The organism is Herbiconiux sp. J20-20, assembly GCF_057365085.1.
The window spans coordinates 2,088,097-2,109,186 of record NZ_CP195122.1 but is presented as its reverse complement, the minus strand read 5'-3'; the positions used below and the strand labels follow the sequence as shown (position 1 = coordinate 2,109,186).

Here is a 21,090-nt window from a genome sequence, read left to right as displayed (position 1 = left end):
GGTCCTTTCGGGGATTCCGTCGAGCCAGCCACGATTCCGAGAATCCCTTCCGGTCTCAACCTCTGCGGCAGACGTGGAGGGAATTCACACCTGGACGCGGTCGCGCCGTCAGTAGCTGAGCGGCGGGTTCGCGTCGTCGTAGATGCGCACCGCGGCGATCTTGCCGCTGTCACCGAGAACGTAGACCGCGATGCCGGCCTGCGGCGCCATGACGGTCGTTCCCCACTTCACCACGTTGTACTCGAGCGCGGTGGCGCGTCCATCGCTTGTGCACGATCCGTGCTCGAGGTGCACCCCGCCCCCGTTGGAGAAGAAGAACCCGTACATCGCGCGATGCTCCTCGGCACCGCGGTGCACGTAGGCGTCGCCGGACGGTTCACGAATGGTGGCATCCGGCTCCAGCGTCGCCAGCAGCGCGTCCGTCTCACCCGCCGCGAGCGCGCGGAAGTACTCGGCGATGATCGGCGGCTCCTCGAGCGTCGGGTCGGCCTGCAGCAGCGGCGGGCGGATCGCGTGGCCGCCGGTGATCGGCCAGGTGCTGAAGTAGATCCGCAGCTCGTCGAGGGGTCCCTCGGGTCGACGGTCGGCGACGATCGCGATCGGGAGCCGCACCCGGCCCTCGTCACCGTCGTAGCTGAGGATGACCTCTTCGACGGTCCGGGTCGCCGTGACGATCAGGTCGACGTTCTCGACCTCGGCGTTGCGTGCGCGCAGGTCGTCGGCGGTCGTGCGCACGTAGCGCTCGAAGGCGGCGGCACCGCGCACGCGACCCTGGATCGGGTGGTGCAGCTCGGGCTCGCCGGCGAAGGAGCGGACGAGCGCGTCGGGATCACCGGCGAGGAGACCGTCGAAGTACGGCACCGCCTCCACGGTTTCGGTCTCGTGCGCTCGGGCGAGCTCGAGCACGAGTTGGGCGGAGAACAGCTGCGGGTCCCAGGGCATCAGATGGTTCCTTTCGGGGTGGGCGTGAGATCGGCGGGGCGCGCGCGCAGTTTGCGCAGCGTCGCGCCGAAGGCGCGGAGTTCGTCGCCGGTGAGGGGCGCCTCGAGGCGGCGGGCGAGTTCTGCGCGCATCAGTTCGGTGGCGCGTGCGTGGGCGCTGCGCCCGGCGTCGCTGAGTTCGAGCACGGAGGAGCGCCGGTCCTCAGGGTTCGAGCGCCGCGTGGCGAGCCCGGCCCGTTCGAGGCGGTCGGCGAGCTTGCTCGCTCCCCCGACCGTGATGAGGAGGTCCGCGGCGAGGTCGTTGACCCGGCCGAGTCCGCGCTCGGCGACCACCCGCAGGCCTTCGGCGTCGCTCAGGGGAATGCCGAGTTCGGCCCGCAGGCGCGCGTCGATCGCGTTCCAGAGTTCGATCTCGAGTCGAACCAGGTCACCGAAGATCGCAATGGTCACGCTTTTACCTTCCTCGTATTTATATTACTAGGAATGTATCATGTCGTTGTCGGGGCCGCACCCTCGGCGTAGCGTGAGAGGAAGCGATGCAAGGAGGCCGCGATGTCAACGCCGACACCCGAACCCGAGATCGTCACCCTCAACCCGACACCCGTGGCGGTGCTCCGCGAGACAGTTCCGATGGCGGAGATGACCGAGTACTTCGGCCGGGCCTTCGAGAAGACGATGGCCGTTGCCCAGCAGCAGTCGATCGCCCTCGCCGGACCCCCGCTTGCGGTCTACTACGGGATGCCCACCGAGACGGCGGACCTCGGCGGCGGGTTCCCGACCGAGCGCCTGGTGGAGGCCTCCGACGACGTCACCGGCGACACGCTGCCGGGCGGTCGCGCGGTGCAGCTCCTGCACGTCGGCAGCTACGACACCCTGACGAACACGTACGACCGACTGATGGCCTGGATCGAGGAGCAGAAGCTGGCGATGCAGCCCACGATGTGGGAGGTCTACCTGACCGAACCGGACCCGGCGAACCCGGATGCCACCCTCACCCAGATCGTCTGGCCGATCGCCGAATAGAGCGCCCTGCTACCGTGAGCGTCACTAGCCTTTTCGGATCGCTCAACGAGGAGTAGCCATGGCTCGCGCCGCCCGCACCGTCGACGACAACATCCGCCGACTCCGCCCGTACAACGTGGTCGCGGGGGTGCTGCATCTGGTCCAGGCGATCGTCTTCACCGTGATCCTGGCGCAGCTGTCGACCCAGGTGACCTTCGGGGTGACGGCCGACTATCTCGCGGGCCCTCCCGGATTCCCGATCCCGCCCGAGCGCGTCGACCTGTTCGGCATCAACGTCGGCGCCGGCGTGGTGGCCTTCCTCGCCCTCTCGGCGCTCTTCCACTTCCTGGTCGCCTCGCCGTGGTTCTTCGGCAGGTACAGCACCGGCCTGCGGCAGAGCCGCAACTACTTCCGTTGGGTCGAGTACTCGCTCAGCTCGTCGATCATGATTTGGCTGATCGCGCAGACGACAGGCATCTCCGACATCGCCGCGCTGTTCTCGATCTTCGCCGTCAACGCGGCCATGATCGGCTTCGGCGCTCTGCAGGAGAAGTACGAGAAGCCCGGCAGCGGCAACTTCACCCCGTTCATCCTCGGCTCGATGGTGGGAGCGGTGCCGTGGATCGTGATCGTGATCTACTTCTTCTCCCCCGGCTCCGCGAGCGACGCCGAACCCCCGGCGTTCGTCTACGGGATCGTGATCTCGCTGTTCCTGTTCTTCAACACCTTCGCGATCAACCAGGCGCTGCAGTACCGCCAGGTCGGCAAGTGGCGCGACTACCTCTACGGTGAGCGCGTCTACATCACGCTGAGCCTGGTGGCCAAGACCGCCCTGGCCTGGCAGGTGTTCTCGGGAGCGATCATCCCCGCGTTCACGGAGTAGCGCGCGCCGCCGCCCCGGCGAGCTCGCTCGCCTCGTCGAGAACACGCCCCAGCTGGGCGACGTCGTGCGCGAAGCGGCCGAGGAACAGCCCGTCGACGGCGGGCCACAGGCTCGGCAGGAGCCCGGGACCGGCGGAGCCGCCGTAGACGATCGGCCAGGGTGCAGCGAGCTGCGTCCGCAGCTCCGTCGCGACGGCGACCACGTACTCGGGGTCGGCGGGGCGCTCGGCTCCGATGGCCCAGATCGGCTCGTAGGCGATGACCGCAGGACTCGACGGATCGAGCACCGCGGCCACCTGACGGGCGCACTCGCGCGCCGCCTCGGCCGGGGTCCGGCGCGCCGTCTCCCCGACGCACAGCAGCGGCGTGAGCCCGGCCGCGACGGCACGACCCACCTTGCGCCCGATGACCACGTTCGTCTCGCCCTGGTTGCGCCGCCGTTCGGCGTGCCCCAGCTCGACCATCCCGACGCCCAGCTCGGCCAGCAGCGCGGCGGGCGTCTCGCCGGTGTGGGCACCGGCCGGGTGCTCCGAGCAGTCCTGGGCGCTGATCACCACGCGCGTGCCGCGCGCCAGGCGCGCCGCCGCATCCAGCAGCGGCGTGCTCGGCGCCACGAAGAACTCGAAGCGACCCTCGCGCACGGCCGGGCAGGCGTCCGCCGCCGCGATCGCCTGCTCCAGCCAGTCGAGCGAGGCCCGATAGCCGAAGTAGGCCTTCGTGCTGACGCCGATCCGGATGGGGCTCACTGCACGCGCGCCGCGTCCGCCGCGTCGAGACGACGGGCCGCGATCGAGACCGCCAGATCGAAGGCGTGCTCGGTCGCGCCGAGGTTCGCGATGCCCTTGCCGACGATGTCGAAGGCGGTGCCGTGCGCGGGCGTGGCGATCGTCACGGGCAGACCGCCCTGAACGGTGACGCCGCGGTCGAAGCCGATGAGCTTCATCGCGATCTGGCCCTGGTCGTGGTACATCGTGACGATCCCGTCGAACTCCTCGCGCTTGGCGGCGAAGATCGTGTCGGAGGGGAACGGTCCCTGGGCGTCGATGCCCCGCGCGACCGCGGCGGCGACGCCGGGGGCGATCTCGTCGATCTCCTCACGGCCGAAGTTGCCGTTCTCACCGCCGTGCGGGTTGAGCGCGCAGACGCCGATGCGCGGGCGCTCCAGCCCCGAGCCCTTCAGCACCTCGTCGAGCAGGCCGATGATCGAGGTGACCGCGTCGCTCGTGATGTGCTGCGCCACCTCGGACAGCGCGATGTGCGAGGTCACGCGGGCCGTGATGAGGCCCTCGAGGATGTTCAGCTCTGAGGTCGGGCCGTCGTAGCCGAGCTCGTGCGCGAACCAGCGCAGCTCGTCCTCGTGGTTCATCCCGGCGAGCTTGAGGCTGGTCTTGTTCAGCGGTGTGAACAGGATCGCGTCGATCTCGTCGGCGCGGGCCATCGCGAGAGCGCGCTGCAGCTGGTGCATCGCCCGCGCGCCGGCGGCGGCGCTGACGTCGCGCTCCGGGATCGGCTCGCTCGGACGCGAGTCGTCGTCGAGCAGCACGGCGAAGCCGGGCTTCGGCTCGGCGCTCAGCGGGATCTCGACGCCGGCGATCTCCGCCGCCTCGGCCAGTTCGGAGGCATCCGCGAGCACGAAGACGTCGGCGACGTCCAGCGTTCCCGGGCGCGCGAGCAGGCGCGCGGCGAGTTCGGGGCCGACGCCCGCGGGGTCGCCGAGGGTCAGCGCGAGGCGGGGACGGGTGCGTGCGAGGGTGCTCATGGCTGGGAAGCCCTTTCAAGTTCGGTGTCGTACGCGGTGATCGCCTCGACCTTGTCGTTGGATGCGGAAGTCGGGTCGAAGCGGTAGTCGAGCCACTCGCGCACCAGGCGCCGGGCCAGCTCGATCCCGATGACGCGCTGGCCCATGGTGAGGACCTGCGCGTTGTTGCTCAGCACCGCGCGCTCGACCGAGAAGCTGTCGTGCGCGGTGACGGCGCGGATGCCGGGCACCTTGTTCGCCGCGATCGCGACGCCGAGGCCGGTGCCGCAGACCAGCAGCGCCCGGTCGGCCTCGCCCGCGGCGACCATGCGCGCCGCCGCGACGGCGACGTGCGGGTACGCGGTGTGCGAGTTCGCATCCACCCCGACGTCGACGACGCTGGCGACCCGCGGGTCGGCGGCCAGGTCAGCCTTGAGCTGTTCCTTGTAGTCGAATCCTGCGTCGTCGCTGCCGACGACGATCCGAAGTGTGTCGTTCATCACTGTTCTCGTTTCTGGAGGTCTCAGACGTTGCTGTCGGTCGGCACGGAGGGGCGGTCGACGGAGCTGCGGCGCGCGGCCACGGTGCGGCGGATGCGTCCGCCGACCCACGGCCCGAACGCCATGACCGCCGCGAAGGCGAGCACCACGATCGCGATCGGGCTCTCGAACATCACCGCGAAGCTGCCCTGCCCGATGGCCGAGGTCTGCACCATCGACTTCTCGAGCAGCGGGCCGAGCACGATGCCGAGCACGAACGGCGCGAGCGGGAAGTCGAGCTCCTTGAACACGAAGCCGACCAGTCCGAAGACGAAGACCAGCCAGACGCTGAACATGTTGTTGCTGACCGCGTAGGCGCCGATGAAGCTGGTGAGCAGGATCAGCGGGTACAGGTAGCCGTACGGGATGCGCAGCATCTGCGCGAACACCGGGGCGAGCGGCAGGTTGAGGATGAGCAGCAGCACGTTTCCGATGAAGAAGGAGACGAGCAGACCCCACACCAGTGCGGGCTGCGTCTCGAACAGCAGCGGTCCCGGCTGCAGGCCGTAGATCGTGAACGCGCCGAGCAGCACCGCCGTCGTGGCACCACCGGGGATGCCGAGTGCCAGCGTGGGCACGAAGTTGGCGTTGGCCGCGGCATTGTTGGCGCTCTCCGGCGACGCGACGCCCTCGATCGCTCCGGTGCCGAACTCCTTGCCGCGCGGGGAGACGCGCTTCTCGATGCCGTAGGCGAGGAACGACGCGAGCGTCGAGCCGGCGCCGGGCAGCGTGCCGAGGAGGAACCCGATTCCGCTGCCGCGGAGGATCGGGGCGGTGCTGCGCTTGAGCTCCGACTTCGTGATGAGCAGGTCCTTGAACCCCGCCTTGATCGGTGCGGCGGCTCCGACGCGGATCTGGTGCAGCACCTCGCCGACCGCGAAGAGGCCGATCATCACCTCAACGAACGGGATGCCGCCGAGCAGGTTGACGTTGCTGAAGGTGAAGCGCGCGTCGCTGAAGCCGGTGGCGACGCCGACCGTCGAGATCAGGATGCCGAGCGCCGCCATCATCAGGCCGCGGACGAAGGATCCGCCGCCGAACGTGATCACGATGACGACACCGAGGATCATGATGGCGAGGTTCTCGACCGGCCCGAACTCGATCGCGAACTCCGCGAACATCGGGGCGAAGAACATCAGCAGGGCGAGCGAGATGATCGCCGCGACGAACGAGCCGATCGCGCTGATCGACAGCGCCGCCCCGGCTCTGCCCTTCCGGGCCATCTGGTAGCCGTCGAGCGTCGTGACGACGCTCGCCGCCTCACCGGGGGTCGAGATCAGGACGGAGGTGATGGTGCCGCCGTACTGGGCGCCGTAGTAGATGCCGGCCAGCATGATGAGCGCGGTGACCGGCTCCATGGTGAGCGTGAGCGGGATGAGGATCGCGACGCCGGTGGTCGAGCCGAGACCGGGAAGCAGACCGATGACGGTTCCGACGAGCACACCGACGAAGCACCAGAGCACATTTTCGAGAGTGAGCGCGGTCTGAAAACCGAGGAGCAGATTGTCGAACACGGGGTTACCTAGATTCCGAAGATGCCGGTGGGGAGCGGAACCCGAAGGAACACTCCGAAGAGGAGGTACGCGCCGCCGAGGGCGGCGCCGCTGATGAGCAGCGTCGGCAGCAGCGCTCGACGTTCGACGACGAACGAGCAGCCGACGAGCACGATCGCGAACGCGACCATGAAGCCGACCAGCGGCACGAGCAGGAGCGAACCGGTGAGGATGCCGAGCACCGCCCAGAGCATCCGAGTCCGCTGGCGCGCGGTGCGACCGAAGATGTCGATGTCGTCATCGTCGGCGTCGACGGTGTGGTGCGATGCCGCCTCCGCGGCGACGACCGTGTCCGGTGCGAGCGCGGCGGCGGTGCCGCCCGCGGGCACGGCAGCGCCGGCCGAAGCCGAACGCTGACGTGCCCGCAGACGGTTGATGACATCAAGTGCGCCGCACACGGCGACGATGGTCGCGACCAGCACCGGCAGGAAGCCGGCGGCGATGCGCCCGTCGTCGTCGAAGACTCCGTAGGTGGCGCCGACGAGAGCCGCCGCGACGCCCAACAGGGTGACGACTGAGGTGGCGACAAGTCCGAGCCGCCCAGGAGTCATGGCGTTCACTGTGCGATCACGCTTGCCAGTGCGTCGCTGTTGGTCGCCAGGTACGCGGCGAAGTCGTCGCCGTAGAGTGCCTGCGCCTGCATCATGTTGTCGTCGAGGTAGGACTGGTACGCCTCGGTCTCGGCGAACTCCTGCGCCGCCGCGATCCAGTACGCCTTCGCCTCCTCGCTGATGCCGCCCGGGGCGATGAAGCCGCGGAACTGCGCGTACGCGACATCGATGCCCTGCTCCTTGGCGGTGGGCAGGTCGGCGAGCTCAGGGAAGTCGTAGCGCTCCTCCGACACGGCGCACAGCGCCTTCAGGTCGCCGGACTCGAGCTGGCCGAGCACCTCGCTCGGGTTGAGCGACGCGACGTCGACCGAGCCGCCGAGCAGCCCGGCGATGACCTCGCCACCGCTCTCGAACGGCACGCGGTCGAACTCGACGCCCTGATCCTGCTCGATGAGCGTGAACACGATCTGGTCGAGGCTCGTCGCGCCCGACACCGCGGCGACGACGCGCTCGGTTGCGGCGGTGTCGACCACCTCGGCGCAGGTCTCGAACGAGGACTCGGCGTCGACGACGATCAGGGTGAAGTCGTCGCCGAGCTTCATGATCGGCGTGAAGCTGGTGTGGTCGAACTGCACATCCTGCGTCAGCGGCAGGGCGAGCAGCGCGGTCTCGGAGGCGAGCAGGTAGTTGTCGTTGCCCTCCTGCGAGAGGAAGTAGCTGTAGCCCACCGCGCCCGAGCCACCTTCGCGGTTCTCGGTCGAGATGTTGACGCCGGTGATCTCCTCCAGCGCCGCCGCGATCGCGCGACCCGAGGTGTCGCTGCCGCCGCCCGCGCCGAACGGCACGACCATGCGGACGTCACCGGAGAGCGTGAACTCGCCGTCCGCGCTGCCGCTGGCGGCGGTGGAGCAGCCCGCGAGCGACGCCGCTGCGAGCGCGGCGACCGCCGGAACCAGGTACTTCTTGCTGTGAGACTTCATCGTCACTCTTTCTCTCAAATGGGGTGATGCGTCGCGAACGTGTGTTCGCTCGACGGGTGCGTGTGGCGATGTACACCCGAAGCCTGAACGGTTATCCCGTGGTTTCCAAACTGGCGGCGATCGTGCGCACGACGCGGGCCAGCGACTCGGCTCCGGCATCCCGGTGACCGACGCTGCGTGCGACGTGCGAACGCGCGCGACCGAGTCGCGGCTGGAGCTCGGCCGTGGCAAGCGCGGCGACACGTGCCGCTTCGGCTGCGGCGGCCCACGACGGTGCGAGGCCCTCCCCCGCGGCCAGTCGCGCCTCGAGCTCGGCGACGAAGGGCACCGCCGAGTCGACCAGGGTCTTGTCACCCGGTTCGGCGCCGCCGAGTCGCATCACCGCGTCGAGCGCGGCACGCGCCGCGCGGGCGGAGGAGTCAGCTGTGAGCTCCACCTCGCGTGAGAGCGAGGCGGCTGCGGCGGTCAGGGCGATGCCCCAGAGGGCACCGCTGGTTCCGCCCGCACGCTCGGCCCAGGCATCCCCCGACTCGGCGAGCAGCGCGACGATCCCGTCGCCGCGACCCGCGACACGCTCGGCCGCTTCTGCCGCCGCGGCGGACCCGCGCGACATCCCGATGCCGTGGTCGCCGTCGCCCGCGAGGGCATCCAGCTCGCCGAGCTCGGCCTCGTCGCGCGTCAGCATGTCGCCGACGGCCCGAGCGGCTCGCGCCGCGACGGTCACCACCTCGGCCGACGCGGCCGGCTCGCGCAGCGCGAGCGGTGCCGAGCCGAAGGCGTCGGCGGCGCCGTCCGAGTCGGCGCGCGAGGAGCGGGCCTGCTTGCGGAACGCGGGCGTCGAGGCGGGGGCCGCCCAGAGCTCTTCGAGGTCGTCATCGAGCCAGACGAGCGTCAACGAGACGCCGTCCATCTCGAGGCTCGTGACGAATTCGCCCACCTCGGGTTCGACGATGTCGAGCCCGGCGTCTGCCAGCTCGGTCGCGACGTGACCGTAGATCACGAACAGCTCTTCGTACTTGAGCGATCCCAGGCCATTCAGCACGACGGCCACGCGGGAGGACGCCCCCGCGGGCGTCTCGGCGATCAGTCGCGAGACCAGCAGCGCGGCGAGCTCGCGCGGCGTCGGCACGTCGACCTCGTCGAGCCCCGGCTCGCCGTGGATGCCCAGCCCGATCGCCATCCGCCCGATCGGCACCTCGAACAGCGGTGCGGCGGCGCCGGGCAGCGTGCAGCCGGAGAAGGCGACACCCAAGGTGCGGGTGCGATCGTTCGCCCGGCGCGCGAGCCGCTCGACCTCTTCGAGGGTGGCGCCGCGTTCGGCGGCGGCCCCCGCGATCTTGAAGACGACGAGGTCGCCTGCGATGCCGCGTCGCCGCTCGGGAGTGCTCGCATCCGAGCTCGCGATGTCGTCGGTGACGCGCACCGTGCGGGTCTCGATGCCCGCCGCGCGCAGCCGCTCCTCGGCCTGGCCGAAGTTCAGCGCATCGCCCATGTAGTTGCCGTAGGTCAGCAGGACTCCGCCCCCGCGCTGGGCGGCCTGCGCGACGCGGAACACCTGACCCGCCGACGGCGAGGCGAAGATGTTGCCGCAGGCCGCGCCCGCGGCGAGCCCGTCGCCGACGACGCCCGCGAATCCGGGGTAGTGGCCCGAGCCGCCGCCGACGACGACGGCGACCTGGCCTTCGGCGATCGGTCGCGCTCGGACGACGCCGCCGTCGACCGGACGGACGAGGTCCGCGTGAGCGCGCACGAATCCGTCGAGAAGCTCGTCGGTGAACGTGGCCGCGGAGGTCCGGGTGCTGGTCACGACTGCACCGCCGCGTCGAACTGCGAGGCCGGGACCTGCCGGCCCGTCGACTCCAGCAGCGTGCGCAGGTAGTCGCGGTTGCGCGCACTCACGCCGAGGCTGTCGCCGCCGTAGTGCTCGCAGGTGAACATGCCGGGGTAGCCGGCCTCGGCGGCGAGGCGAATCGCCTCGCGGTAGTTGATGATGCCCGCCTCGAGCGACACCGGCGAGGTCGTGATCTGGCCGGTGACCGGGTCCTCATCGCGCAGGTAGTTCTTGACGTGCCAGTAGTTCGTGTACGGCAGCATCGCGCGCAGCATGTCGTCCCAGCGGTCGACGGGGCGGTGCAGTCGGAGCAGGTTGCCGAGGTCGGGGTTGAGCCCGACATTGTCGTGCCCGATCGACTCGATGAGACGCACCGCCGACGAGGCGGAGCCGAGGTAGGTGTCCTCGTAGAGCTCGAGCGAGACGGTCACGCCCACCTCGGCGGCGTGCTGGCCGAGCTCGCGGAAGCCGCGAGCCGCCGTGTTCCACACCTCGGCGTCGTCGGGGTCGATCGCGCCCTGCTCGGTCCAGAACCAGAGCGCGGCCTTCTGCGCGGGAAGCAGCGGGCGGTGAAGACCCAGGCAGATGACGTCGGCGCCCATCTCGGCGGCCGCGTCGATCGCCCGGTGCGTGTAGGCGAGGTTGTCGGCCCCGTCGACCGGATCGATGATGCTCGCCCGGGCGACCGTCACCGAGGGAACCCCGAGGCTGACCGAGCGCGCCGCCTCGACGAGTTCGCGGCGGCGAGCGGTGGCGAGGCGGGCGAAGGGAAGCCAGTTGTCGTGGATCTCGACGTTGTCGAAGCCGATCGCCGCGATCTCGCCGAACACCTGAGCCCAGTCCTCGGGCGCCGCCTCGAGCATGGGGATTCCGTCGCTCGTGCGGGTCGGGGCCTGCACCATTCCCGCTGCGATCGGTCGCCGCGCAAAGTCGCTCGTCATGTCACTCCGTCGTGAGGGGCGAAGCCGAAGCTCCGACCTAGTAGATCCTGTGTCCTATAGGAAACATGATCGGACGCGAGTTGTCAATTCCCCGCCCCCCGGGCCGCGCGACAGCTCGAATCAGCGGCGCGACCGGGCGCGACGAGGCCCGACGCCAGCCGGGCACAGCGAGACGACCGCACCCGAGACGCGGCAGCGGCGCCCGCGGGATGCCGTTCGAACTAGTGGTGGGCCTCGCGGTCGTGCCGCGCGCGCGTCTTCACGGCCGTGATGTGGGCCGCCATCGCATCCCGCGCCGCCTCGGCGTTGCCGGCACGGAACGCCTCGAGGATGACCGTGTGCTCGGCGATCGCGGCGTCCGCATCGGTGACGCCCAGACCGCCGAAGAGCCGGAACCGCTGAACGTGCCCGCCGAGCGACTGGTAGGCCCCGAGCAGGAACACGTTGTCAGCCTGTTCGGCGATGAGGTTGTGGAACCGCTCGTCGGCGGCCCAGTAGTCGCGGATCTCGGAGAAGCCCGGACCGCGCGGGCTTTCGACGAGCTCGTCGATCGACTCGGCGAGCTCGTTGAGGACGCCGGAGGTGATCCGGCCGGAGGCGAGAAACGCGTTGACCGGCTCGATGACGCCGCGGGCATCCATGAGGTTGTCGATCTCGCGAGCGGTGAACAGCGGGGCGACCCGATAGCCCTTCAGCGCGGCGCGCGTCACCAGGCCGGTCGACTCCAGCCGCGCGAGCGCTTCACGAATGGGCGTCTGGGACACCTCGAGATCGCGGGCCAGCGCATCGATGTTGAGCGGCTCCCCCGGCTCGGGCGACCCCTCCATCAGGCGGGCGAGCAGGATGTCGTAGACGCTGTCCGCCAGCGACATCCGCGCTGGCAGTCGGCGTCCCAGCGTCGAGGCGTCGGCACCATCCATGGGGCTAGCTTCTCACGCGATTTCGTGCGGCGTCGCCCGACCCATCGGATTCCTCACCCAGAGCGAGGTTTCGTCAGGCGGCCGGCGGCGCGGTCGACTTGCGCACCACCAGCTCGGGCCGCAGCAGCACGGCCCGACCGCGGGCGTCGTCGGTCTCGGTGCGGATCGCCTCGGCGATCGCGAGTTTGGCGAGTTCGGCGGTGGGCTGGCGCACGGTCGTCAGCGGCGGGTCGTAGAGGTCGGCGAGCACGATGTCGTCGAAGCCGATCACCGAGACGTCGCGCCCGACGGTCAGGCCCAGGTCGCGCAGCCCGCGGCAGAACCCGAGGGCCGTCATGTCGTTGATCGCGACGACACCGGTCGGCGGGTTCTCGGCCCCCTCGAACAGCGCGTGCGCGGCCGCGCGACCGACGCCGGCGGCGTCGACATCGCCGAACACGTCCGCGTCGTCGGCATCGCTCCATACCGGCATGTCCTCGACGTTCAGGCCCGCCTTCTCGATGGCCTGCCGGAACCCCTCGTAGCGACCCGCGCGGTTGAGCGCTCCGAGCGAGCGCGAGACGAAGGCGATCCGGGTGTGGCCGAGCGAGAGCAGGTGCGAGGTGGCGACGTAGCCGCCCACGTTGTTGTCGATGCTGATGCTGACGACGCTCGACGGATCACTGGGCTGAGCCGGCCGGTCGAAGGCGATCAGGCGCAGACCGCGGTCGATGAGGTCGGCGAAGTGATCGAGCGAGGGCAGCGAGGTGCACAGCACGATGCCGCGCACGCCGTCGTCCCACAGCTCCTCCACGTAGCGGCGCTCGCGCTCGGGATCGCGCTCGCTGTTGCACAGCAGCACGCTGCAGCCGACCTCGAGCGCGGCAACTTCGATCTCGCGCGCGAACGCGCCCCAGAAGGGGTTGGCGACGGAGGGCACGATGAGCCCGACCCTCTGGGTCTGACCGGTGCGCAGCTGACGCGCGGCACGGTTCGGGCGATAGCCGAGCTCGTCGATGGCGGCACTGATGCGGTCGCGCGTGGCGGGCACCATGCGGTTCATGCGCCCGTTGAGGTAGTTGGAGATCGTGCTCGACGACACCCCGGCGGCTTTCGCCACCTGATGGATCGTCACCTGAGCCACCATCGCCCCTTTCCTCGCGTGCGGCCCCGGGATCGGCCGCCGACGACCCCATGTTAGTGCATCGGTTCACCGATTGATACACCGGACTTCTCGCCTGCGATCACGGGGCTCTCGGCCCGTTTCCGGGGTTCGAGGAATCTTTTTTCTTGACGCCGCGCGCCCCCCGGCCTAGTGTCAGTGCATCGTTACACCGGATCGCCACGATCTGCACCCCGTGTCTGATTCCGACTGCAGCGACGACGATGAAGTCAATCGTGGGAGGCAGAGCTGCCCCCACCCAAGCGAAGGAAGTCCTGATGCGATCCACTTCCCCCTGGCGCCGCCGGGCAGCACTCGGCGGGGCCGTTCTGCTCGCCGCCAGCCTCGCCGCCTGCTCGAGCACGAGCGACGGCTCGACCGGCAGCGACGGAGAGATCTCCGGCGAGGTCACGCTCCTCACCCCGATCTTCGAGGGAACTCCCGGCCAGCAGCTGCTCGAGAACGAGCTGCTGCCGCAGTTCTACGAGATGTACCCCGACGTCACCGTCAAGGTCGACTACACCACCTACGGCAAGCTCAACGAGAAGCTCACGACAAGCCTCGTCTCGGGTCTGCTGCCGGACGTCATGCTCATGGGCGTCGGCTGGATCGAGGGCTTCGCTGACAAGGGCCTGCTGGTCGACCTCAGCGAGACCGGCCTCACCGAGGAGAAGCTCGCCGAGAGCTACAACCCGGCGATCATCGACGCGGGCGTCTGGGACGGCGGCGTGTACGCGGTGCCGATCATGCTCGACACTCGCATCGGCGTGGCCAACATGGAGATCCTGAACGAGGCTGGCTACGACGCCCCGCCGAGCTCCTGGGAGGAGCTCGTCGAGATGGCGGAGGCGCTCACCGTGCGCGACTCGAACGGCACGCTCGAGCGAGCCGGCTTCGACATGATGTCGCTGGATGCCCGCCAGGCCTACGAGGTCATGCTCTTCTCGGCCGGCGGCGACCTCTTCAACGCCGACGCGACCGAGCCCGCCTTCAACTCGCCCGAAGGCGTCGCGGCGCTTCAACTCATGGTCGACCTGGTCAACAAGTACGAGGTCGAGGACATCGGCTTCTCGGCCTCCGATGTGGCGGTCAACCCGCTGCTGAACGGCCGCGCCGCGATGGGCATCGCGCACAACAACCTGTGGACCCAGGGCCTCGAGTCGGCGCCCGAGATGCTCGACAACCTCGAGCCGTTCCTGATCACCGGCGCCGAGCCGGGCATGTTCTTCGGCGGCACGCTCGCGACCGTCTCGAAGAGCTCGAAGAACCCGGCCGCCGCGCAGGCGCTGCTGGAGTTCCTCTCCGGCCCCGAGGCGGCCCTGGCCGCCAACGAGCAGCGCGGCAACGTGCCCGCCCTGACCGAGCTGCTGGACAGCGAGTACGTGCAGTCCAACCGCTTCGTGCAGTTCGCGATGGAGAACCTCGGCTACGCCAAGCGCGAGGGCGGCCCGGCCGCCTGGCTCGAGGTCCGTGGCGACTTCAAGCCGGCCATCGAGGGTGCGCTCCTGCAGAGCCAGACCGCCGAAGAGGCGCTCAGCTCGCTCGAGCAGCTCGTGAAGGACGCCATCGCCCGCTAAGGACCCGTTCGGTGCCCGGTGGTGGCTTTCCGGGCACCGAACGCCCCCCTTCTGGATGAGAGATCATGACAACGACTGCCGCAAAACTCACCCCGACCCGGCGCAAGCCGAGTCTCTCCGACCGCAAGGTCCGCCGTGCGGGCTGGCTCATGGTGACGCCCTCGGTCATCCACATCGGCTTGTGGAGTCTGATCCCCGTCCTCGCCACCTTCGCCCTCAGCTTCACTGACTACAACGTCCTGTCGGCCCCGGAGTGGGTCTGGTTCGACAACTACATCGAGATCGCACGGGACCCGGTCTTCCTCCAGTCGATCTGGAACACGGTCGTCTACACGTTCTGGACGGTGCCGGTGTCGATGGGCATCGCGCTCGTCATCGCGGTGGCCCTGAACCAGGGCCTCAAGCTGCAGAAGTGGTACCGCACCGCCTTCTTCCTCCCCCAGGTCACCGCCACCGTCGCGATCGCGATGGTGTGGCTCTGGATCTTCAACCCCCAGCAGGGCCTGCTGAACTCGGTCCTGGCCTTCATCGGGATCCCCGGCCAGGCCTGGCTGGTCGACCCCGACTGGTCGCTGTGGTCGGTCATCCTGGTCGGCGCCTGGCAGGGCATCGGCATCAAGATGCTGATCTACATCGCGGCGCTGCAGAACGTCGACGAGAGCCTCTACGAAGCCGCTTCGGTCGACGGCGCGTCGACGATCCGCAAGTTCTTCGCGATCACGGTGCCGATGCTGAAGCCCGCCACGTTCTTCGTGCTGGTGATCTCGATCATCGGGGCGTTCCAGGTCTTCGACCAGATCTACGTGCTCACCGACGGCGGGCCCGCCAACGCGACCACGATGATGACCTACGAGGTCTACCGCTCGGCGTTCCAGGAGTTCCGGATGGGCATGGCGTCGGCGCAGTCGGTCGTGCTGTTCGGCTTCCTGCTCGCCATGACGCTCATCAGCCGCCGTGCCACCCGAGAGGACCACTGATGGCCACCGCAACGCTCACCCCGCTGAACCTGGGGGATGCCGAGGCAGCTCCCCGCCGCTCGACGCGCATGTCGAAGGCGAAGCTGCGCAACCGCATCATCCTCAACGTGCTGCTGTCCATCGGCGCGATCACCATGATCGTCCCGTTCATCTGGATGGTCTTCACCTCGGTGAAGTCGCCCGCCGAGCTGGCGCAGTTCCCGCCGACGTTCCTGCCGCAGGAGTGGCACTGGGAGAACTACCTGAAGGCCCTTGAGGCGGCTCCGTTCGACCTGTACTTCCGCAACAGCCTCTTCATCTCGGTGGGCCATACGGCGATCACCCTGCTGCTCGGATCGATGGCCGGCTACGCGCTCGCTCGCGTGCAGTTCCGCGGTCGCGAGATCGTCTTCCTCGGCTTCGTCGCGATGCTGATGATCCCCACCTACACGAAGATCGTGCCGCAGTTCCTGATCGTGAAGTTCATGCCGCTGTTCGGCGGCAACGACATCTTCGGCCAGGGCGGCATCGGCTGGCTCGACAGCTGGTGGGCGCTCATCATCCCCGGCGGCCTGTCGGCCACCTCGATCTTCCTGTTCCGCCAGTTCTACCTCTCGCTCCCGAAGGAGCTGGAGGAGGCGGCGCGGTTGGACGGCCTCGGCGAGTTCCGCATCTTCGCGCAGATCTACACCCCGCTGATCAAGCCCGCGATCGCGACGGTCGGCCTGCTGACCTTCCAGGAGAGCTGGAACAACTTCCTCTGGCCTCTGCTCGTCACCTCGAGCGATGAGCTGCGCGTCATCCAGGTCGGCCTCGCGGTCTTCCAGCAGCTCGACAACACCTCCTGGAACTACCTGATGGCCGGCACCACGATGGCCACCGTTCCGATGGTGCTGCTGTTCGTGTTCGCCCAGAAGTACTTCATCCAGGGCTTCACGAACGCCGGCATCAAGTAGTTCCACCCGAAACCGACCGAACCACACACGAAAGAGAAATCATGCAGATCGACCTCACCGGACGCCGCGCGCTCGTCACCGGAGCCGGACAGGGAATCGGGGCGGCGATCGCCGTGGCCCTGGCCGACGCAGGCGCCGATGTCGCCGTGCACTACGCCAACAGCTCGGAGGCCGCCGACGCGGTCGTGTCGCAGATCACCGGACTCGGGCGCACCTCGGTGGCGATCCAGGGCGACCTGACCGACTCCGCGCAGGCGAACACGGTGGTCGCCGCGGCGGTGGAGGCCCTGGGCGGCCTCGACATCGTCGTCAACAACGCCGGCCACCTGGTCGGCCGCTCGACCATCGCCGAGATGAGCGACGAGCACTGGCACCAGGTGATGGACGTCAACGCCGCGAGCGGCTTCTACGTCGCCCGCGCCGCGATCCCGCACGTCACGCAGTCGGCCCACGGCCGCTTCGTGATGATGGCCTCGCTCGCCGCCGAGAACGGCGGCGGTGCCGGGTCGGTGGCCTACGCCGCCAGCAAGGCCGCCGTGGTCGGATTCACGCGCGCCCTCGCCAAGGAGCTCGCCTCCACCGGCGTCACGGTCAACGCGCTCGCGCCGGGCTTCATCGGCGACACCCCGTTCCACAACACCTTCACCCCGGCGGCGGCGCAGACCGGCATCGTCGCGGGCATCCCGCTCGGTCGCGCGGGCACCGTGGAGGACGTCGCGGGCGTCACGACCTTCCTCGCCTCCGACCTGTCGTCGTACGTCACCGGCCAGGTCATCGACATCAATGGCGGACTGAACTTCCGATGAGCTCCGTTCCCCAGCAGCGCGGTGGGTGGTGGCACGACTACGTCTGCCCCACCCACGGCGTTGAGCTCGACACCGCCCGCGGCGACACGTTCCCGTGTCGCTACGGCTGTGAGTTCCGCGGCGGCAAGTTCGCCGCCGCGTGGCTGGTGTACGAGCACCAGGGGCTCGCCCGCGAGGCCCGGTTGCGCGCGCGCCGCTTCGCCGCCCACGGCGAGGCGGCCGACCGCGACCGGGTGCTCGTGATCCTGCAGGATTACGCCGCGCTCTACGACACGGTCGTTCGCGCGGGCTGGAACGACGGCAGCGAAGCCTGGATGCTCAAGGGCAAGCTGTTCTCGCAGGCCCTCACCGAGGCGCAGTGGGCGGTGCAGATCGCGGATGCGGTGATCGCCCTCGGCGCCGAGCTGAGCCAGGCCGCCGACGCCGCCGCGATCACCGCGATGCTGCGCGGCCTGCTGGAGACGACCGAGTCGGCACGGGTCATCCTCGTCGACGAGCGCGACGACGAGTCGAGCAACTACACCGCCTGGCTGAACGCGGCGGGCCGCCTGCTGTCGCGGGCGCTCACCGCCTGCGGCGCGGGCGATGAGGCCGCCGAGGCGGTCTGGCTCACCCGCACCTACTCCCACATCCGCCTCGCGATCGCGAGCGACGGCTGGGAGTGGGAGGGCTCCACCTACTACCACCTGTTCGTGCTGCGCGCCTATCTGCTGGGCCTCGCCGGAGCCGAGCCGGCGAGCCTGCCGGACGACATCCGCGCGACGCTCGGCGCGATGACGACGGTGCTGGCCGAGCTCGCGGCACCCTCCGGCCAGCTGCCGTCGCTGCACGACGGACCCTACGATCGCGCGCCGATGAACCGCGAAGTGCTCGAGGTGGCCGCGCTCTCGGGCCAGCTCTTCGCCGAGACGGGCCTGCAGGCGGTCGCGAACTTCGCGCACCAGCAGCTCGGCGCCGACGACGACGGCCTCGAGTCGCTGCTTTCGGGCTGGTTCGCAGGTCCCGCGCTGCCCGCGCTGACCCCGTCGCGCGACTCCGTGATCTTCGACCAGGTCGGCTACGCGGTGCTGCGCGACGAGAGCGACCAGCTGACCGCGATCCTCGACGTCGGCCCGCACGGCGGCGCGCACGGGCACCTCGACAAGCTCGGCCTGTACCTCTACGGCACCGCGCCCTGGCAGCCCGCGCCCGGGGTTCCGCCCTACGGCAGCGCGCTGCGCCGCGAGTACTACGCGACGACGACCGCGCATCCGACGCTCGCGGTCGACGGGCGCGACCAGGCCGAGGGCACCGCCGTGGTCGACCTGTGGGATGCCGCCGCCGGTCGCGTCGTGGCCCACACCGTGGACGCGATCCCCGGCGTGCTGTTCCGCCGCGACGTGTCGCTCGTCGCCGGGCACCTGGTCGACATCGTCACGGCGAGCGCCGCCGACGGCGAGGAGCACCGCTTCGCCCTGAACTTTCGCCCCGCGCACTCGCTCACGGTCGTCGCGACCGAGGCGGGCGCGCGCAGCACCTGGTCGAACGACGCCGGGGTCACCCTCTCGGCACTGCACGCCGCATCCGGTGCGAACGCGTTCGAGCTGGTCGCGACCCGGGCCCCCTCCGACGACCCGGCCCGCGTCGTCGCGGGAGCCGAATGGCACCACCGCGGCACCTCCGCCTGCTTCGTCTCGGTCTACCGCCTCGACGGCGACGCCGACGCGGAGATCACGATTCCCGACGACGGCCCGGCGGTCGTCACCCTGTCCCTTCCCGATGGCACCACCCACACGATCGAGGCATTCTCCGCATGAGCACTCCCCTTCTTCTTCTCGATGGCCGCGAAGAGACCCTGCGCGCCGAACTCGCCGGCCCGCGCGCCGCGCAGTTCCGCCGCCTCATCGAGGAGTGCGAGCGGTATACCGAGCTCCCCCTGCCGCAGGAGCACCCGCTCGCCTCGATCACCTACTTCGGTCCGGCCGCCGCGAACCTGGCGCTCGCCTACCGGCTGACCGGCCAGCAGCACTATCTCGACGAACTGCGCCGCTGGCTCGCACCGCCGCTGTCGTTCCCGCACTGGGGCAAGGCGAACCTGCCCGACCACGACCTGGATGCGGGCTGGATCCTGCACGGCTTCTCGCTCGCCTACGCCTGGGCCGGCGACGCCCTGGAGCCCGCCGAGCGGGAGGCGCTGCGCGACAAGCTGATCCTGCAGGGCGAGCGACTCTACGAGTTCGCGGTCGAGACGGAGGGCGGCTGGTGGTCGTCGTCGTACTGGCAGAACCACAACTGGATCTGCTACGCGGGCCTCGCCACCGCCGGCTACGTGCTCACCCCCGAGCACCCGGCGGCACGGGAGTGGACCGAGCGCGCTAAGGGCAACTTCGAGACCGTGCTGGCGATGCTGCCGGAGGACGGCTCCAACAACGAGGGCGTCGTCTACTGGCGCTACGGCGTGCCGTGGCTGGTGAGCTACCTCGACGTGCTGCAGCACGCGGAGGGCATCAACTGGTTCGAGACCAGCGACTACCTGCGCGAGACCTTCTGGTATCGGCTGTACCAGTCGGCCCCCGACTTCGAGCGCATCGTCGACCACGGCGACTGCCACGACCGGCGCAGCGGTCACCCGGTTGCGATGTACTACAAGCTCGCCGCCGAGTACCGCATCCCGCAGGCGCAGTGGCTCGCTGACAAGGTCGCCACCGAGTTCTTCTGGCGCGAGGCCTACGAGAGCGGCGTGAAGCCCGGCGTGCGCGCCGAGGCCTACCAGGAGCTGCTCTGGTTCGACCCGACCGCGCCCGTCGGGGGCCCCGAGGAGCTGCCGCTGAACCGCTACTTCGCCGACCTCGGCCTCGTCGTCGGACGCACCTCGTGGGACGAGGACGCGACCCTGGTGTCGTTCAAGGCCTCCCCCGGCGGCGGCCACAAGGCGTGGGAGGAGCATCACCGCATCAAGGCGGAGACCGGATGGGTGACCCTCAACGCGGGACATCACCACCCCGACGCCGGCAGCTTCGTGCTGATCGGCGAGAACTCCTACCTCGCGCTCGATGAGGGCTACTCCTCGCGCAAGATGACGCGGCACCACAACACGGTGCTCGTCGACGGCAACGGCTTCGTCAACGAAGACCGCTACCACGTGTTCGAGAACCTCGACCACGAGTACCAGGCGCGCATCCTGACCACCACCCTCGAGGACGGCTGGACGCACGCGGTCAGCGAGACCAGCGAGATGTACGACCGCGAGCTCGGCGTCACCAAGGTGCGCCGACACCTGACCTTGACGCCGCGCGGCGTGCTCGTCGTCGTCGACGACCTGGAGGCGAGCACCGAGCGCACCTGGACGGTGCTGCTGCAGACCCAGCACCCCGCGCAGCCGACCGGCGACCGCCGCTGGGTCGCCGAGGCGGGTCGCGCCACGATGCCGATCACGGCGCTCGACGAGCACGAGACGAGCGAGGTGCTGCGCACCGAGGTCTTCGCCAACCCCACCTCGTCGACGCCCTCGCTCGCCATCGAGAAGGTGCAGTACACGCTCGCCCGCTCGAGCGCCCCGACCACCACCGCGCGCTTCATCACCGTGCTGGAGCCGCGCGCCTGGAACGACCACGGCGAGGCCGAGGTCTCGGCCGAGACCGCCGGCGACACGATCACCGTGACGATCACGCGCGACGGCGTCGACGAGGTCGTCGCCGTGAACCTGGGCGCCGAGGCGCCCGATCTGGCCGACGCAGACGTGCGCGGCACCGGGTTCGCCGCTCGACGTGTCAGCATCGGAGGCGAAACGAGGTGAC

20 protein-coding genes are annotated in these 21,090 nt (G+C 69.6%); 8 read left to right on the top strand and 12 right to left on the bottom strand.

All coding sequences use genetic code 11. The features are described 5' to 3' along the window. Window positions 1–108: 108 nt before the first annotated feature. Window positions 109–942, bottom strand: a complete 834-nt coding sequence (locus ACR3ZA_RS10225) for a nuclear transport factor 2 family protein (RefSeq protein ID WP_473661856.1) — start codon at window positions 940–942, stop codon at window positions 109–111. After that, window positions 942–1,391 (bottom strand): MarR family transcriptional regulator, encoded by a 450-nt coding sequence (locus ACR3ZA_RS10220; RefSeq protein WP_473661855.1) that lies wholly within the window; start codon window positions 1,389–1,391, stop codon window positions 942–944. Before ACR3ZA_RS10220 ends, ACR3ZA_RS10225 begins: the two co-directional genes overlap by 1 nt. 102 nt (window positions 1,392–1,493) lie before the next feature. On the opposite strand from ACR3ZA_RS10220, the gene ACR3ZA_RS10215 reads away from it, so the two are divergent. Both ACR3ZA_RS10215 and heR read left to right on the top strand, forming a co-directional pair. Beyond that, a complete protein-coding gene (locus tag ACR3ZA_RS10215; RefSeq protein ID WP_473661854.1) occupies window positions 1,494–1,964 on the top strand; it encodes a GyrI-like domain-containing protein in 471 nt (156 codons plus the stop codon). Window positions 1,965–2,022: 58 nt separating this feature from the next. Continuing rightward, window positions 2,023–2,826 (top strand): heliorhodopsin HeR, encoded by an 804-nt coding sequence (gene heR / locus ACR3ZA_RS10210; protein WP_473661853.1) that lies wholly within the window; start codon window positions 2,023–2,025, stop codon window positions 2,824–2,826. On the opposite strand, the gene ACR3ZA_RS10205 is transcribed toward heR, so the two are convergent. The 10 genes from ACR3ZA_RS10205 to ACR3ZA_RS10160 all read right to left on the bottom strand — a co-directional run bounded on the left by ACR3ZA_RS10205 (window position 2,816) and on the right by ACR3ZA_RS10160 (window position 13,004). Continuing rightward, complete coding sequence (locus ACR3ZA_RS10205; RefSeq protein WP_473661852.1) at window positions 2,816–3,571, bottom strand: triose-phosphate isomerase; 756 nt, start codon at window positions 3,569–3,571, stop codon at window positions 2,816–2,818. The two genes, heR and ACR3ZA_RS10205, sit on opposite strands and share 11 nt — an antisense overlap. Next, on the bottom strand, window positions 3,568–4,584 hold the full coding sequence (locus ACR3ZA_RS10200) for a 4-hydroxythreonine-4-phosphate dehydrogenase PdxA (RefSeq protein ID WP_473661851.1): 1,017 nt from the start codon (window positions 4,582–4,584) through the stop codon (window positions 3,568–3,570). The genes ACR3ZA_RS10205 and ACR3ZA_RS10200 overlap by 4 nt, the downstream gene beginning before the upstream one ends. Continuing rightward, a complete protein-coding gene (locus tag ACR3ZA_RS10195) occupies window positions 4,581–5,063 on the bottom strand; it encodes a ribose-5-phosphate isomerase (RefSeq protein WP_473553989.1) in 483 nt (160 codons plus the stop codon). The genes ACR3ZA_RS10200 and ACR3ZA_RS10195 overlap by 4 nt, the downstream gene beginning before the upstream one ends. Window positions 5,064–5,086: 23 nt before the next feature. Then, the gene (locus ACR3ZA_RS10190; RefSeq protein WP_473661850.1) at window positions 5,087–6,616 is read right to left on the bottom strand and encodes a tripartite tricarboxylate transporter permease; all 1,530 of its coding nucleotides are present in this window, start codon (window positions 6,614–6,616) and stop codon (window positions 5,087–5,089) included. Between the two features lie 8 nt (window positions 6,617–6,624). Then, on the bottom strand, window positions 6,625–7,206 hold the full coding sequence (locus ACR3ZA_RS10185) for a tripartite tricarboxylate transporter TctB family protein (protein WP_473661849.1): 582 nt from the start codon (window positions 7,204–7,206) through the stop codon (window positions 6,625–6,627). A gap of 5 nt (window positions 7,207–7,211) precedes the next feature. Next, window positions 7,212–8,186 carry a tripartite tricarboxylate transporter substrate-binding protein gene (locus ACR3ZA_RS10180; protein ID WP_473661848.1) on the bottom strand — a complete coding sequence of 325 codons (975 nt, stop codon included), beginning with the start codon at window positions 8,184–8,186 and terminating at the stop codon, window positions 7,212–7,214. Window positions 8,187–8,277: 91 nt separating this feature from the next. Continuing rightward, the gene (locus ACR3ZA_RS10175) at window positions 8,278–9,993 is read right to left on the bottom strand and encodes a dihydroxyacetone kinase family protein (protein ID WP_473661847.1); all 1,716 of its coding nucleotides are present in this window, start codon (window positions 9,991–9,993) and stop codon (window positions 8,278–8,280) included. Continuing rightward, a complete protein-coding gene (locus ACR3ZA_RS10170; RefSeq protein WP_473661846.1) occupies window positions 9,990–10,958 on the bottom strand; it encodes a TIM barrel protein in 969 nt (322 codons plus the stop codon). The genes ACR3ZA_RS10175 and ACR3ZA_RS10170 overlap by 4 nt, the downstream gene beginning before the upstream one ends. Before the next feature lie 221 nt (window positions 10,959–11,179). After that, entirely contained in the window at window positions 11,180–11,878 is a 699-nt protein-coding gene (locus tag ACR3ZA_RS10165) for an FCD domain-containing protein (RefSeq protein WP_473661845.1), read from the bottom strand. Window positions 11,879–11,951: 73 nt separating this feature from the next. Further along, window positions 11,952–13,004 carry a substrate-binding domain-containing protein gene (locus ACR3ZA_RS10160; RefSeq protein ID WP_473661844.1) on the bottom strand — a complete coding sequence of 351 codons (1,053 nt, stop codon included), beginning with the start codon at window positions 13,002–13,004 and terminating at the stop codon, window positions 11,952–11,954. Window positions 13,005–13,297: 293 nt separating this feature from the next. On the opposite strand from ACR3ZA_RS10160, the gene ACR3ZA_RS10155 reads away from it, so the two are divergent. The 6 genes from ACR3ZA_RS10155 to ACR3ZA_RS10130 all read left to right on the top strand — a co-directional run bounded on the left by ACR3ZA_RS10155 (window position 13,298) and on the right by ACR3ZA_RS10130 (window position 21,089). Further along, on the top strand, window positions 13,298–14,596 hold the full coding sequence (locus ACR3ZA_RS10155; protein WP_473661843.1) for an extracellular solute-binding protein: 1,299 nt from the start codon (window positions 13,298–13,300) through the stop codon (window positions 14,594–14,596). Window positions 14,597–14,661: 65 nt separating this feature from the next. Next, window positions 14,662–15,573, top strand: a complete 912-nt coding sequence (locus tag ACR3ZA_RS10150; protein ID WP_473661842.1) for an ABC transporter permease subunit — start codon at window positions 14,662–14,664, stop codon at window positions 15,571–15,573. Continuing rightward, window positions 15,573–16,508, top strand: coding sequence for an ABC transporter permease subunit (locus tag ACR3ZA_RS10145; protein WP_473661841.1), 936 nt, complete (start codon window positions 15,573–15,575; stop codon window positions 16,506–16,508). The genes ACR3ZA_RS10150 and ACR3ZA_RS10145 overlap by 1 nt, the downstream gene beginning before the upstream one ends. 41 nt (window positions 16,509–16,549) lie before the next feature. Further along, window positions 16,550–17,314 (top strand): 3-oxoacyl-ACP reductase FabG, encoded by a 765-nt coding sequence (locus tag ACR3ZA_RS10140; protein ID WP_473661840.1) that lies wholly within the window; start codon window positions 16,550–16,552, stop codon window positions 17,312–17,314. Next, on the top strand, window positions 17,311–19,110 hold the full coding sequence (locus tag ACR3ZA_RS10135; protein WP_473661839.1) for a heparinase II/III domain-containing protein: 1,800 nt from the start codon (window positions 17,311–17,313) through the stop codon (window positions 19,108–19,110). The genes ACR3ZA_RS10140 and ACR3ZA_RS10135 overlap by 4 nt, the downstream gene beginning before the upstream one ends. Continuing rightward, entirely contained in the window at window positions 19,107–21,089 is a 1,983-nt protein-coding gene (locus ACR3ZA_RS10130) for a DUF4962 domain-containing protein (protein WP_473661838.1), read from the top strand. Before ACR3ZA_RS10135 ends, ACR3ZA_RS10130 begins: the two co-directional genes overlap by 4 nt. The last annotated feature ends 1 nt before the right edge of the window (window position 21,090 follow it).

Coding starts and splice junctions, on each gene's coding strand:
- ACR3ZA_RS10225 (WP_473661856.1), bottom strand. CDS start 942: ATGCCCTGGGACCCGCAGCTGTTCTCCGCCCAACTCGTGCTCGAGCTC.
- ACR3ZA_RS10215 (WP_473661854.1), top strand. CDS start 1,494: ATGTCAACGCCGACACCCGAACCCGAGATCGTCACCCTCAACCCGACA.
- heR (WP_473661853.1), top strand. CDS start 2,023: ATGGCTCGCGCCGCCCGCACCGTCGACGACAACATCCGCCGACTCCGC.
- ACR3ZA_RS10200 (WP_473661851.1), bottom strand. CDS start 4,584: ATGAGCACCCTCGCACGCACCCGTCCCCGCCTCGCGCTGACCCTCGGC.
- ACR3ZA_RS10195 (WP_473553989.1), bottom strand. CDS start 5,063: ATGAACGACACACTTCGGATCGTCGTCGGCAGCGACGACGCAGGATTC.
- ACR3ZA_RS10185 (WP_473661849.1), bottom strand. CDS start 7,206: ATGACTCCTGGGCGGCTCGGACTTGTCGCCACCTCAGTCGTCACCCTG.
- ACR3ZA_RS10180 (WP_473661848.1), bottom strand. CDS start 8,186: ATGAAGTCTCACAGCAAGAAGTACCTGGTTCCGGCGGTCGCCGCGCTC.
- ACR3ZA_RS10170 (WP_473661846.1), bottom strand. CDS start 10,958: ATGACGAGCGACTTTGCGCGGCGACCGATCGCAGCGGGAATGGTGCAG.
- ACR3ZA_RS10165 (WP_473661845.1), bottom strand. CDS start 11,878: ATGGATGGTGCCGACGCCTCGACGCTGGGACGCCGACTGCCAGCGCGG.
- ACR3ZA_RS10160 (WP_473661844.1), bottom strand. CDS start 13,004: ATGGTGGCTCAGGTGACGATCCATCAGGTGGCGAAAGCCGCCGGGGTG.
- ACR3ZA_RS10155 (WP_473661843.1), top strand. CDS start 13,298: ATGCGATCCACTTCCCCCTGGCGCCGCCGGGCAGCACTCGGCGGGGCC.
- ACR3ZA_RS10150 (WP_473661842.1), top strand. CDS start 14,662: ATGACAACGACTGCCGCAAAACTCACCCCGACCCGGCGCAAGCCGAGT.
- ACR3ZA_RS10145 (WP_473661841.1), top strand. CDS start 15,573: ATGGCCACCGCAACGCTCACCCCGCTGAACCTGGGGGATGCCGAGGCA.
- ACR3ZA_RS10140 (WP_473661840.1), top strand. CDS start 16,550: ATGCAGATCGACCTCACCGGACGCCGCGCGCTCGTCACCGGAGCCGGA.
- ACR3ZA_RS10135 (WP_473661839.1), top strand. CDS start 17,311: ATGAGCTCCGTTCCCCAGCAGCGCGGTGGGTGGTGGCACGACTACGTC.
- ACR3ZA_RS10130 (WP_473661838.1), top strand. CDS start 19,107: ATGAGCACTCCCCTTCTTCTTCTCGATGGCCGCGAAGAGACCCTGCGC.